The organism is Mesorhizobium sp. M7D.F.Ca.US.004.03.1.1, from assembly GCF_003998635.1.
Taxonomy (GTDB): domain Bacteria; phylum Pseudomonadota; class Alphaproteobacteria; order Rhizobiales; family Rhizobiaceae; genus Mesorhizobium; species Mesorhizobium loti.
In genome coordinates this window covers 1-11,958 of sequence record NZ_RZQG01000086.1, presented here as the reverse complement: position 1 = coordinate 11,958, position 11,958 = coordinate 1, and the positions used below count along the sequence as shown (strand labels likewise).

Below are 11,958 nucleotides of genomic sequence, written 5' to 3'. Positions count from 1 at the left end.
CAAAAAGGGCGGTGCGGCTGAAGGTGTCGGCGCTGCAACGGCCACAGCCGCCGCTGCCCGATCTCGTCTATTGCTTTGCGCCGCTGAAGCAGGGCCGGCTCGACTATCTCGTGCAGAAGGCAGTCGAGATGGGCGCCGGCGTCCTGCAGCCAGTCATCACCCAGCACACGCAAGTGGCCAAGCCGTCGATCGATCGCTTGCGCGCCAATGTCGCCGAAGCCGCCGAACAATGCGGCATACTGGCGGTGCCGGAGGTGCGCGAAGCGGAAAAATTCGACCGCCTGCTGACCGGCTGGGACAAGGAGCGACGGCTGATCTTCTGCGACGAGGACGCCTCGACCAACAATCCGCTGCCCGCGCTGCAGGCGGTGAAGGAAAAGAAGCTTGGGTTGCTGGTCGGGCCGGAGGGCGGCTTTTCCGACGACGAGCGCAAGATGCTGCGCGCCCTGCCCTTCGTCATCGCCATTCCGCTCGGCCCGCGTATCCTGCGCGCCGATACGGCGGCGGTGGCCGCGCTCGCGGTGATGCAGGCGACAGTCGGAGACTGGTAAGACCTCGCCTCTTGCAAGGAACGAGCAGCGCTGCCACGTTCAATTCCTCTTGACCTCTGGCTCAGGATTTTTCGCTTGATCGGCTGCTGACATTTCGTCCATTTACCGCCGGCGGTCGTCCGACCGCCTCTGAGGGCTCAATCATGGCGCGCGATACAACCGATTTTCGGCCGATCGAAGACTTCGACGAACTCGTCGAGCACCTCGCCGAAGGCAACAAACCGCGCGACAAGTGGCGCATCGGTACCGAGCACGAGAAATTCCCATTCTACGTCGACGGCAATGCACCGGTCCCCTATGGCGGCGAGCGCGGCATCCGCGCCATCCTCGAAGGCATGCAGTCAAAGCTCGGCTGGGATCCCATCGTCGACGACGGCCGCATCATCGGCCTGGTCGAACCGACCGGCCAAGGAGCGATTTCGCTGGAACCCGGCGGCCAGTTCGAGCTTTCCGGCGCACCGCTGGAGACGATCCATCAGACCTGCCGCGAGGGCAATGCCCATCTGGCGCAGGTGCGCGAGATCGCCGAACCGATGGGCATCCGCTTCCTTGGCCTCGGCGGCAGCCCGAAATGGTCGCTGGCCGAGACGCCGAAAATGCCGAAATCGCGCTACGAGATCATGACACGCTACATGCCCAAGGTCGGCACCAAGGGCCTCGACATGATGTATCGCACCTGCACGATCCAGGTGAATCTCGACTTCGAGAGCGAGGCCGACATGCGCCGCAAGATGCAGGTGTCGCTGAAGCTGCAGCCGCTGTCGACGGCATTGTTCGCCAATTCGCCGTTCACGGAGAGTCACCCGAACGGGTTGCAAAGCTGGCGTGGCGACATCTGGCGCGACACCGACAACCAGCGCTCGGGCCTGCTCGAATTCTGCTTCTCGCCCGATTTCGGTTTCGCCGACTATGTTGAATGGGCGCTCGACGTGCCGATGTATTTCGTCATCCGCGACGGCCACTATCACGACATGACGCACATCACCTTCCGCCAGTTCATGGCCGGGGCCGCGCGCAATGAAGTGCCGGACGGGCTGCCTACTATGGGCGACTGGGCGAACCATCTGTCGACGCTGTTCCCGGACGTGCGGCTGAAGCGCTTCCTCGAGATGCGCGGCGCCGACGGCGGGCCGTGGCGGCGCATCTGCGCGCTGCCGGCCTTCTGGGTCGGGTTGCTCTATGATGAAGCAGCACTCGATGCCGCCGAGGCGCTGACCTCGAGCTGGACGTATGAAGAAACGCTGGCGATGCGCAACGCCGTGCCGGAACAAGGCATTTCCGCGCCCTTCCGCAACACCACGCTGCGCGAAATCGCGCGAGACGTGATGGTCATTTCCCGCATGGGCCTGAAGAACCGTGGCCGCAAGAACCGCGACGGCTACGACGAGACCTCCTTCCTCAACACGCTCGACGAAGTCGTGGCCCGCGGCACAACCAGCGCCGAGGAGATGCTGTCGGCCTATCATACGCGCTGGGGTGGCTCGATCGAGCCGGTTTTCATGGAATACGCCTATTAACCCTCGGATTTGACGCAGCCGATTGATCGGCAAAAGTCGCTTCAATCGGAAGTGGAAACAAACTAGGCTTCTTCGGCGAGGATTTCCGGAGGAGACGCCGATGCCTACCTTGTTCGACATGCTGACACAGGCCCAGAACGGCAGCGGCATTCAGGCCCTTGCCCAACAATATGGGCTATCGATGCAGCAGACGCAGGCGGCAGTTGCCGCACTGCTGCCGGCCTTTTCGCAGGGGCTGCAACGCAACACTGCCGACCCCTATGGGCTCGGCGCCTTCATGACGGCGATGGCCAGCGGCCAGCACGCCAAGTATTTCGAGGACGCAACCCGAGCCTTCTCGCCACAAGGCGTCGACGAGGGCAACGGCATTCTCGGGCATTTGTTCGGCTCGAAGGATCTGTCGCGCGCGGTGGCCAGCCAGGCCGCGCAAGCGAGCGGCGTCAATCAGCAGATCCTGCAGCAGATGCTGCCGGCTATCGCCTCGATGGTCATGGGCGGGCTGTTCAAGCAGACGACAAATCAGATGCAGGCCGCCGGCGGTTTCGGCGGCGGCGGCAACAATCCGCTCGGCGAGATCATCGAGCAGATGATGCGGCAAGGCGGCGGCATGCAGGCCCCGGCGCCACAGCAACGCCAGGCGCCGCAGCCCCAGAACCCGATGGACAACCCGCTCGGCAAGGTTTTGCAGGACATGTTCGGCGGCGGGACGCCACAGCCGCAAAGTCAGCCGCAGCCGGCACCCAACCCCTATGGCGACAACCCGCTCGGCAAGGTGCTGCAGGACATGTTCGGCGGCGGCGCGCCTCAGCCACAGCCGCAAGGTCGGGCACAGCCACAGCCTCAACAGACGCAGAGCCCTTATGGCGACAATCCATTGGGAAAAATCTTCGAGGAGATGCTGCGGCAAGGCGGCGGTGGCGGCTTCGGCATCCCGGGCGGCCAGCCGGCGCCGCAACAGCCTCAAGCGCCCCCGCAGCAGCGTCAGGCCCCCCAGCCACAGGCCAATCCGAGCGGCAGGCCAAGGAATCCGTTCGACGATTTGTTCGGCAAGATGTTCGAAACCGGCGCCCAGCAGCGTGACGAGTATCAGAAGGGCGTGGAAACGATCTTCGACCAGTTCAAGCGGGATATGGACCGGCGGTAGGCAAGCAACAAGCAGCCTGTCTTCGACAGGGGGTAGAAAAAGAAAAGCCCGGTCCTGGGAGGACCGGGCAGAGTGCAGGCGGGCCGGCGGGGATCCGGCAGGGAGTGTGGGCCTGCATACTCTTCAGTCGCGTCGAACCTCGAAAAGGTTCACGGCAACCAAAACGACAAGCGACAGATCAGGCCACCTTGCGGGCAATGTCCTCGATCGTCTCGACGCGATCGCTGGCGATTTCGCGCAACATCGCCGTCGGGTCGCGGCCAAACGGCACGTCGATGGCGACATGCAGGTCGGCGCGCGTCAGGCCGATATCGGCGAGTTCGGAATCCGACATCTCGCCAAGGCGATAGAAGGCGCGGCGGTTTTTCCAGGCGCGGTAGGCGTTGGAGACGGTATTTGCCACGCGCGTCGCAACGGCCGGACGCGAGGTGATGCGCGAGGTCTCGGTGGCGAAATCAAACGTGGTCATGTCGGTCTCCTTCAGACTGCCGCATGACCCCGAACCGGAGGTTCGGAAAAGGATCATGCGCAAAATCAAAGTGCTACAGCGTCCTTTGCGCGTCCAAAGGACGCGCGGCGCTGTAGGCCGGGCGAGACCAGGCAATCGGCGCTGGCAACAGCGGCCGTTCCGGTCCCAATTCACATGACTTCATGTGGACAATGCCAATTTGCCATCGACCGATTGATTAATCCAACGAATGTTTCTAATCTTTAACATCAACACCAGTGATGGATCATATCGATGAAATCGCCGCTCGATCTCGATCAGTTGCAGACCTTCATCTCGATTGCCGACACCGGCAGCTTCACCCGAGCAGCCGAAGAGGTGCACCGGACCCAGTCGGCGGTGTCGATGCAGATGCGCCGGCTGGAGGAGCGGCTCGGCAAGCCGCTGTTCGAAAAGGACGGGCGCACCAACAGACTGACCGAGGAAGGCGACAAGCTGCTCTCCTACGCGCGGCGGCTGCTTTACCTCAACCGCGAAACGCTGGCCGCTTTCGACGACCGGCGGCTCGAAGGCACGATCCGCATCGGCACGCCCGACGACTATGCCGACCGTTTCCTGCCCGAGATCATGGCGCGGTTCACGCGCTCCAATCCGCGCGTCGAGTTGACTGTCATCTGCGAGCCGACGCCGGGGCTGGTCGAACATATCAAGCGCGGCAATCTCGACCTGGCGCTGGTGACGCACAACGACGTACGCGGCCAGTCGGAAGTGGTGCGGCGTGAACCGCTGCTGTGGGTCACCTCGGCCAACCATGCGACGCATGAGCAGGTAACGCTGCCGATGGCCTTCGGCCGGCCGAACTGCATCTGGCGGCGCGCCGCGGTCGATGTGCTTGACCAGCAGAACCGCGATTATCGCATCCTGTTCACCAGCTTCTCGGCCACCGTCATCACCGCCGCGGTGCTTTCGGGCCTGGCGATTTCGGTGCTGCCGGAATGCGCGCTCAGGCCCGGCATGCGGGTGCTGGGTGAAGCCGACGGCTTTGGCGCCCTGCCCGATTGCCGCATCGGCATCATGCGCGGCCAGACGTCGCGGCCGGAGATCGTCGATGCGCTTGCGCGTCATATTTCGGAAAGCCTGGACAATATTTCCGTGCCGATCAGCGAAGACACCGGGACATTCGATTTCGCAGCCCTCGCCTTCACCAAGCTGCGGCGAACCAAGCCGAACCAGATCCTGCCCGGCTGGTAGGCAGGGTCCGGCATGCGGATTATGAACGGCTGGCCTGACGCGGCCACCTTGACGCGGGGGCCCAACCGTCCCCCAATCGGCCGATGAGCGACGCAGCATCCGAATCACGCACCAACGCCGCCGAATACACGGTGAGCGAGATTTCCGGCGCGCTGAAGCGCACGGTCGAGGATGTCTTCGGCAATGTGCGGGTGCGCGGCGAAATATCAGGCTATCGCGGGCCGCATTCCTCAGGTCATGCCTATTTCGCGCTGAAGGACGACCGCGCGCGGCTCGACGCCGTGGTGTGGAAAGGCACGATGAGCCGGCTGAAGTTCCGCCCCGAGGAGGGGATGGAAGTCATCGCCACCGGTAAGCTCACCACCTATCCCGGCAAGTCCAACTACCAGATCGTTATCGACAATCTGGAGCCCGCCGGCGCCGGCGCGCTGATGGCGCTGCTGGAAGAGCGCAAGCGGCGGCTGCAGGCCGAGGGCCTGTTCGACACCGGCCGCAAGCGGTTGCTGCCGTTCATGCCGCGCGTCATCGGCGTCGTCACCTCGCCGACAGGGTCCGTCATCCGCGACATCATCCACCGTATCAAGGACCGGTTTCCGCTGCATATCCTGGTCTGGCCGGTGCGTGTGCAAGGCGAGACGTCAGGCGCGGAAGTGGCCGCGGCGGTCAACGGCTTCAACGCGCTGGCATGGGATGGCGCTATCCAGCGCCCCGATCTGCTGATCGTGGCGCGCGGCGGCGGCAGCCTCGAAGACCTCTGGGGCTTCAACGATGAGGCCCTCGCCCGCGCCGTCGCCGCCTCCGGCATTCCTGTGATCTCGGCTGTCGGCCATGAGACGGACTGGACGCTGATCGACCTCGTTGCGGATGTGCGGGCGCCGACGCCGACGGGTGCGGCCGAAATCGCCGTGCCGGTGAAGGCCGACCTCGAAGCGACGCTTGCTAGCCTCGGGGCGCGGCTCAAGGCGGCGGTCCTGCGCAATTTCGAACGCAAACGGCAGGCTGCTCGTGCCGCCGCCCGCGCTCTGCCCTCGCCCGATCAATTGCTGGCGCTGCCGCGCCGACGCCTCGATGAGGCGACATCCAGGCTCGGCCGGGCGCTGTCCGTCAGCGTCGACCGCAAGCGGGCGCGGTTGCAAGGCCAAAGGCTGACGCCGGCCACGCTGTCGCGGCGCATCAATGAAGCGCGCACGCTGACCGGCCGCGACCTCGCCCGCGCACAAGCAGCGTTTTTTGCCATCGTGCGCGAACGCCGCGCGCGATTTTCCCGCACCGCGACGCGGCTGTCGCCGGCACCGATCATACGGCGCCAGAAACTGCTGGGGGACACGCTGGCGGCGCTGGCGCGGCGGCAGGATCGGGTGATCTCTGTGCGGCTCGAGCGCCTGCGCGGGCAATTGAGCCAGGCCGACCGACTGCTTGCCACGCTGTCGCACAAGGCGGTGCTGGCACGCGGCTTTGCCCTGGTGAAGGACGCCGACGGGGTGGGGATCAAGCAGGTGGCCGATGTGGCGTCGGGAATGGCGCTTTCGCTCGAGTTCGCCGATGGCACCGCCGATGCGGTGGCAACCAGCGGTGCGGCGAGGCCAAAGCCGGTTGCCAAGCCGGCAGCCAAGGCCAAAGAGCCAGGCAATCAGGGATCCCTGTTCTGACACCATGACCGACAATCCGAACCATCTGGCAACGCCCTCAGGCAAACCGCGCGCGCGAAGTTTTGGCATCGGCTTCGACGGCACGCCCGGGCCGTTCAATGCGATCACCGATGTGCCTGGTGTAGCGGTCGGCTATGAGACGCTGATTTCGGGCGATGGCGCGCTCGTCGTCGGCGAGGGGCCGGTGCGCACCGGCGTGACCGCGATCCTGCCCAGGCGGCGCACCGATCTTGCGACGCCGGTCTTCGCCGGCATCTTCAGCCAGAACGGCAATGGCGAACTGACCGGCTCGCACATCGTCGAGGAAACCGGCGCTTTCAACTTCCCGATCACCATCACCAACACGCATTCCTGCGGTGTCTCCCGCGACAGCACGCTGCGCTGGATGCAAAGCGTACTGCCGGCGGCGCTCGACAGCGGCTGGGGGCTGCCGGTGGCGGCGGAGACCTATGACGGCTTCCTCAACGACATCAACGGCCACCATTTGACGTCAGAGCATGTTGCCCAGGCACTGGACGGTGCTGTGGGCGGACCGATCGAGGAAGGCAGCGTCGGCGGTGGCACCGGCATGATCACCTTCGGCTTCAAGGCCGGGTCCGGCACAGCATCGCGCATCGTTGAATGGCACGGCCGCACTTATACGGTCGGTGCCTTCGTGCAGTCGAATTTCGGCAAGCGGCACAATTTTGCCGTTCGCGGTATGCGCGCCGGGCCGGAACTCGTCGAACCGGCGGTCCGCGAAGGCACGCCGCGCACTGAAAAGGGTTCGATCATCGCAGTCGTCGCCACCGATGCGCCGTTCCTGCCGCATCAGATGAAGCGGCTGGCCCGCCGGGTGCCGCTTGGCGTCGCCATGACCGGCGGCTTCGCTTACCACAGTTCAGGCGACATTTTTATCGCCTTCTCGACCGCCAATGCGAGCGCGGCGCTTTCGCCATCCGGCCGCATCGCCAGCGCCGATTTTATTCCGGACACCGACATCGACCCGTTTTTCGATGCGGTGATCCAGACCGTGGAGGAAGCGATCCTCAACGCATTGGTCGCCAATGACGACATGACCGGGCGCGACGGAAACTTCGTGCCGGCGCTGCCGAAGGCGTGGTTGAAAGAAAAATTTGGCTGAGAGCCATCGCTGAAACGAAAACGCGGGCCAAGCAGCCCGCGTGTTTCGGATGGAGTCGCTTTTATGCGGTCATTCCGCGGCTTTGCTGGATGCCTGCTGCTGCTCGTCGGCCTCGGCCGCTTCCTCGAGCCGGGAGGCAATGAGTTCCTTGATATCGCCGACTTCTTCCTGGATATCTTCCAGCGGGATGCCGACTTCCGCCGCCTCGGCAGCGCATTCCTTGGCCAAAGTCTCGGCCTGCTTGTCGATCCGGGCCTGGGATGACTGGCAATGGACCTTTTCGCCGATCCATCCCCGCAAGAACTCGATCGCGTGCTCACTCATACTGCTGTTCCCTGGCGGCAAAGCCGGTTGGTAATCAGAAACGTCGACATCCCAGAAAGGATGCATGTCCCCATTCGAGCCGAGTCGCGGTCAGCCGGCAAGCCGATGCCGTCCAAGGTCCACAGAGCCATAGGAAATCGAGGGTTCAAGAGCATTTTCTGATTCTGGGGGGTCGGTACCGTTAGCTGGGCCACGCCCAGCTTTGCGCCACTGTTTCTACTTGCTTTTTTCCGGTTTCCGAGCCGATTTTCGTCACAATAGATGGCGCAACACACAACACATTTACAGTTGCTTCGCGGCGCAAACCCTCAGGCGCGCGGGTCGAAGCCGCCGGTATATAGTGTCATCCTCATGCAATGTCGACTCCGCTCGCCATCCTGCTTCTTTCCGCCGCGCCGGAGGGCTCCGCGAAGGATAAAGAGCAGGTGATGATGGAGCTGACCGGTGCGGAGCAGGCCTCGGCGGAACCGCTCAGACGTGCACCGCCACTACCGCCGCGCAGTCCCCGGCCTTGACCAGGCCGGGGAAATGCCGCGCCGCCAGCATGCCCGCCATTTTTGCCCGGATTTCCTGGGGTGCGACGCCGGTGCGGCCGGTGGAATGAATGCGAGCCAGCACCGCGCCTTTTTCGACGGGCTCACCGAGATCGATCATGGTTTCGATCATGCCGTCATCCTCGGCGAAGGAAAAACAATCGCCGGATGGCATGTCGAGCCACTGGGTTCGAGTCTTCTCGACCACACCATCAACAATGCCGGCATGACGCAGCACATTGAGAATACCACGCCGCGCGATCCGCACGGTTTGCGCTCGCGACGTGCCGCCGCCGCCAAGCTCGGTGCTGACGAAGACCTTGCCCATCTCCTCGGCAGCCGTGTCGTACATGCCGACGGCGTCGATCTCGATCATGCGCATCGAGAATGGGGCGGAAAACGCCGCGACCGCGTCGAAGGCTTTCTGCTCCAACGCCTTGTCGGGCAGCGTGTGCGCGGCGCAGAACGGCACGAAGTCCAGCGTCTTGCCGCCGGAATGGAAGTCGAACACGATGTCCGCGCGGGGAAGTAGCTCACGCTGGAAATAGTCGGCGATCTTTTCGGTCACCGTTCCGTCCGGCCGGCCGGGGAAGCTGCGGTTCATATTGCCCTTGTCGATCGGCGAGGTGCGTGTGCCGGCGCGAAAGGCCGGATAGTTCATCGCCGGCACGATGATGACCGTTCCGCTGACTTGCTTGGGATCGAGCGTGCGGGCGAGATCGTAAAGCGCCAGCGGCCCCTCATACTCGTCGCCATGGTTGCCGCCGGAAAGCAGAGCCACCGGCCCCTTGCCGTTGCGGATGACGCAGATCGGTATCATCACCGAGCCCCAGGCCGAGTCATCTCGGCTGTAGGGCAGACGCAGGAAACCGTGCTGGACACCGTCGCGGTCGAAATCGACGGTCGGCGCGATCGGTGATGGGCGGAGGCTAGACATCGGCTTCAATCCTTCACCACCAGCTTGCGCGGCACATTGGCCAGGCACTCTACACCGGTTTCGGTGATCAGGATGGATTCGGTGATCTCCAGCCCCATCGTCTCCAGCCAGAGACCAGTCATGAAATGGAAGGTCATGCCGGGCTTGAGTTCGGTGCGGTCGCCGGGGCGCAGGCTCATCGTGCGTTCGCCCCAGTCCGGCGGATAGGACAGGCCGATCGAGTAGCCAGTGCGGTTATCCTTGACGATCCCATACTTCTTCAGCACGGCGAAGAAGGCATTGGCGATGTCCTCGCAGGCGTTGCCGGGTTTCGCTGCGGCCAAGCCGGCTTCCATGCCTTCCAGCGTCGCCTTCTCGGCATCGAGGAATTCCTGCGTCGGCTTGCCGAGGAACACGGTGCGCGACAGCGGGCAGTGATACCTGTTGTAGCAGCCGGCGATCTCGAAGAAGGTGCCCTCGCCCCGCTGCATCGGCCTGTCGTCCCAGGTCAGATGCGGCGCCGAGGCATCGGCACCCGACGGCAGCAGCGGCACGATCGCCGGATAGTCGCCGCCAATGCCATCGACACCGCGCGTGCCGGCATCATAGATTTCGGCAACGAGATCGCATTTGCGCATACCGACCTCGATCTTGTCGACAATGCGCTGGTGCATCGCCTCGACGATGCGGGCGGCCTTGCGCATATAGTCGATCTCGGTCGGGCTCTTGACCGCGCGCTGCCAGTTGACCAGCGCCGTCGCGTCGACAAAGCGGGCATTGGGCAGATGCTTCTGCAGCGACGCAAAGGCGGCAGCCGAGAACCAGTAATTGTCCATTTCGACACCGATCGTGAGCTTGCCCCAGCCGCGATCCGCAAGCACGCCGGCCAAAAAATCCATCGGATGGCGCTCGGTCGACTGCACATAGTGGTCGGCATAGCCGACGATGTTGTCGTGCGCGAGATAGGCAGTGCGCTTGGCGCCGTTGGCATCCTGGCCACGGCCGTACCAGACCGGTTCGCCAGATGGCGGCACGATGACGGCTTGGTGCACATAGAACGACCAGCCATCGTAGCCGGTCAGCCAGGCCATGTTGGAGGGATCGCTGATAACAAGCAGATCGACGCCCTTCACCTCCATGGCTTTGCGCGTCTTGGCGAGGCGATCCGCATATTCGCCGCGCGAGAACTTCAGGTTCGGTTGCATTGTTCTTGGTCCTCGTTTGTTGGGCCTCGCGGCCAGCATCAGCTTTCGAAAGTGGTCCCGGAATTGGCCGCCCGCGCGCGGTCTCGAGCGAGCGTGGCAATCGCCGTGTCCTGCACGCCGGTGCCGGTGAGATCGGCGATGGTGATATCGCTGGCCGAGCGGCGGCCATGTTTTTCGCCGGCGATGATCTGGCCGAGTTCGGTCACCTCTGCATCTCCAGCCATCACACCCGCCGCGATGGCATGATGCAGCTCGCCCAGCCGCCGCGTCTGGCGGGCGCTGTCGGCGACATAGAGGTCGGCCATGCGCAGGATGGCCGGTGCGATCTCGTTCTTGTGCTCGGCGTCGGAGCCCATCGCGGTGATGTGCTGGCCGGCGGAAACGAACCCCGCCTTGATCAGCGGCTCGGTGGAGGGCGTGGTGGTGACGATGATGTCGGCGCCGGCAACCGCGTTTGCGGCATCGGATTCGGCGCGCACGGCGATGCCGAGCTTTTCGCGCAAGGCAGCCGCGGTCATCTCTGCCTTGACGGCATCGCGCGCCCAGATGCGCGCTTCGGCGATAGGCCGCACCAGCATGAGTGCTTCGAGCTGCAGCCCCGCCTGCACGCCGGCGCCGAAGATCGCGGCGACAGACGAGTCCTGCCGCGACAGATGTCTGGCCGCGACTGCGCCGGCCGCTGCCGTACGGACATCGGTGAGATAGCCATTGTCGAGCAGCAACGCTTCGACCAGGCCCGTTTTCGACGACAACAGTACCATCATGCCGTTGACGCTGGGCAGGCCGAGCTTCGGATTGTCGAAGAAGCCTGGGCTGATCTTGATGGCGAAACCGTCGATGCCTGGCACATAGGCGGTCTTCACGTCGACCTCGCCGCGATACTCGGGAATGTCGAGCCGCAGGATCGGCGGCATCGCCACCGGCAGAGTGGCGAGCGCGCGGAAGGCGTTCTCAACGCAGGCGACGGCATCGAGATCGAGCGTGACGATCGCCCGCAATTCGGCTTCTGTGAGGATCGTCATCCGGCTCATGCGGCACGCTCCTTAAGCGACGGCGCCTCGCCGCAGACAATTGTGCGGTGCGCGTTCATATCGATGTTGCGGCCGGAAAGCAGAACAACCACTGGACCGCTCGCCTTGACCTTGCCGGCGAGCAGCGCGGCGATGCCGACCGCGCCAGCGCCCTCGACGATCTCGCGTTCCTGCGCATAGGCGTGGCGGATGCCGGCGGCGATCTCGTCCTCGCCGAGCAGGATGACATCGTCGAGCAGGTCGCGGCACATGGCGAAGGTCAGCTG

The 11,958-nt window shown here is 64.1% G+C and carries 12 protein-coding genes; 6 read left to right on the top strand and 6 right to left on the bottom strand.

Going from position 1 to position 11,958, the window contains the following annotated elements:
* From EN935_RS08120 to EN935_RS08110, 3 genes are all read left to right on the top strand, one after another.
* The coding region (locus EN935_RS08120; protein ID WP_127373257.1) for a 16S rRNA (uracil(1498)-N(3))-methyltransferase at positions 1–551 on the top strand (551 nt) is incomplete at its 5' end.
* A 143-nt stretch (positions 552–694) separates the two neighbouring features.
* Positions 695–2,068 carry a glutamate--cysteine ligase gene (locus EN935_RS08115; RefSeq protein ID WP_109670020.1) on the top strand — a complete coding sequence of 458 codons (1,374 nt, stop codon included), beginning with the start codon at positions 695–697 and terminating at the stop codon, positions 2,066–2,068.
* 100 nt (positions 2,069–2,168) lie between these two features.
* Positions 2,169–3,212, top strand: coding sequence for a DUF937 domain-containing protein (locus tag EN935_RS08110; protein ID WP_127264838.1), 1,044 nt, complete (start codon positions 2,169–2,171; stop codon positions 3,210–3,212).
* Between the two features lie 178 nt (positions 3,213–3,390).
* Here EN935_RS08110 and EN935_RS08105 read toward each other — a convergent pair whose 3' ends face one another.
* Positions 3,391–3,681, bottom strand: a complete 291-nt coding sequence (locus EN935_RS08105; protein WP_109670192.1) for a DUF1127 domain-containing protein — start codon at positions 3,679–3,681, stop codon at positions 3,391–3,393.
* A gap of 273 nt (positions 3,682–3,954) precedes the next feature.
* On the opposite strand from EN935_RS08105, the gene EN935_RS08100 reads away from it, so the two are divergent.
* The 3 genes from EN935_RS08100 (at position 3,955) to EN935_RS08090 (ending at position 7,683) form a co-directional block, all read left to right on the top strand.
* Positions 3,955–4,911 carry a LysR substrate-binding domain-containing protein gene (locus EN935_RS08100; protein ID WP_109670024.1) on the top strand — a complete coding sequence of 319 codons (957 nt, stop codon included), beginning with the start codon at positions 3,955–3,957 and terminating at the stop codon, positions 4,909–4,911.
* 83 nt (positions 4,912–4,994) lie between these two features.
* Positions 4,995–6,560 (top strand): exodeoxyribonuclease VII large subunit, encoded by a 1,566-nt coding sequence (gene xseA, locus EN935_RS08095; RefSeq protein ID WP_127373256.1) that lies wholly within the window; start codon positions 4,995–4,997, stop codon positions 6,558–6,560.
* 4 nt (positions 6,561–6,564) lie between these two features.
* A complete protein-coding gene (locus tag EN935_RS08090; RefSeq protein WP_127264840.1) occupies positions 6,565–7,683 on the top strand; it encodes a P1 family peptidase in 1,119 nt (372 codons plus the stop codon).
* A gap of 69 nt (positions 7,684–7,752) precedes the next feature.
* Here the strand turns inward: EN935_RS08090 and EN935_RS08085 are convergent, their stop codons facing one another.
* The 5 genes from EN935_RS08085 to EN935_RS08065 form a co-directional block, all read right to left on the bottom strand.
* A complete protein-coding gene (locus tag EN935_RS08085; protein WP_245468932.1) occupies positions 7,753–8,073 on the bottom strand; it encodes a hypothetical protein in 321 nt (106 codons plus the stop codon).
* Positions 8,074–8,478: 405 nt separating this feature from the next.
* Positions 8,479–9,477, bottom strand: a complete 999-nt coding sequence (doeB, locus tag EN935_RS08080) for a N(2)-acetyl-L-2,4-diaminobutanoate deacetylase DoeB (RefSeq protein WP_127264841.1) — start codon at positions 9,475–9,477, stop codon at positions 8,479–8,481.
* 5 nt (positions 9,478–9,482) lie between these two features.
* Complete coding sequence (gene doeA / locus EN935_RS08075; RefSeq protein WP_109670194.1) at positions 9,483–10,661, bottom strand: ectoine hydrolase DoeA; 1,179 nt, start codon at positions 10,659–10,661, stop codon at positions 9,483–9,485.
* 38 nt (positions 10,662–10,699) lie between these two features.
* Complete coding sequence (gene eutC / locus EN935_RS08070; RefSeq protein ID WP_109670032.1) at positions 10,700–11,692, bottom strand: ectoine utilization protein EutC; 993 nt, start codon at positions 11,690–11,692, stop codon at positions 10,700–10,702.
* The coding region (locus tag EN935_RS08065; RefSeq protein WP_127373255.1) for a pyridoxal-phosphate dependent enzyme at positions 11,689–11,958 on the bottom strand (270 nt) is incomplete at its 5' end. The genes EN935_RS08065 and eutC, both read right to left, overlap by 4 nt.

What these genes read in the sequence shown, in the direction of transcription:
- EN935_RS08115 (WP_109670020.1), top strand. Translation starts at nt 695, where the DNA reads ATGGCGCGCGATACAACCGATTTTCGGCCGATCGAAGACTTCGACGAA.
- EN935_RS08110 (WP_127264838.1), top strand. Translation starts at nt 2,169, where the DNA reads ATGCCTACCTTGTTCGACATGCTGACACAGGCCCAGAACGGCAGCGGC.
- EN935_RS08105 (WP_109670192.1), bottom strand. Translation starts at nt 3,681, where the DNA reads ATGACCACGTTTGATTTCGCCACCGAGACCTCGCGCATCACCTCGCGT.
- EN935_RS08100 (WP_109670024.1), top strand. Translation starts at nt 3,955, where the DNA reads ATGAAATCGCCGCTCGATCTCGATCAGTTGCAGACCTTCATCTCGATT.
- xseA (WP_127373256.1), top strand. Translation starts at nt 4,995, where the DNA reads ATGAGCGACGCAGCATCCGAATCACGCACCAACGCCGCCGAATACACG.
- EN935_RS08090 (WP_127264840.1), top strand. Translation starts at nt 6,565, where the DNA reads ATGACCGACAATCCGAACCATCTGGCAACGCCCTCAGGCAAACCGCGC.
- EN935_RS08085 (WP_245468932.1), bottom strand. Translation starts at nt 8,073, where the DNA reads ATGCATCCTTTCTGGGATGTCGACGTTTCTGATTACCAACCGGCTTTG.
- doeB (WP_127264841.1), bottom strand. Translation starts at nt 9,477, where the DNA reads ATGTCTAGCCTCCGCCCATCACCGATCGCGCCGACCGTCGATTTCGAC.
- doeA (WP_109670194.1), bottom strand. Translation starts at nt 10,661, where the DNA reads ATGCAACCGAACCTGAAGTTCTCGCGCGGCGAATATGCGGATCGCCTC.
- eutC (WP_109670032.1), bottom strand. Translation starts at nt 11,692, where the DNA reads ATGAGCCGGATGACGATCCTCACAGAAGCCGAATTGCGGGCGATCGTC.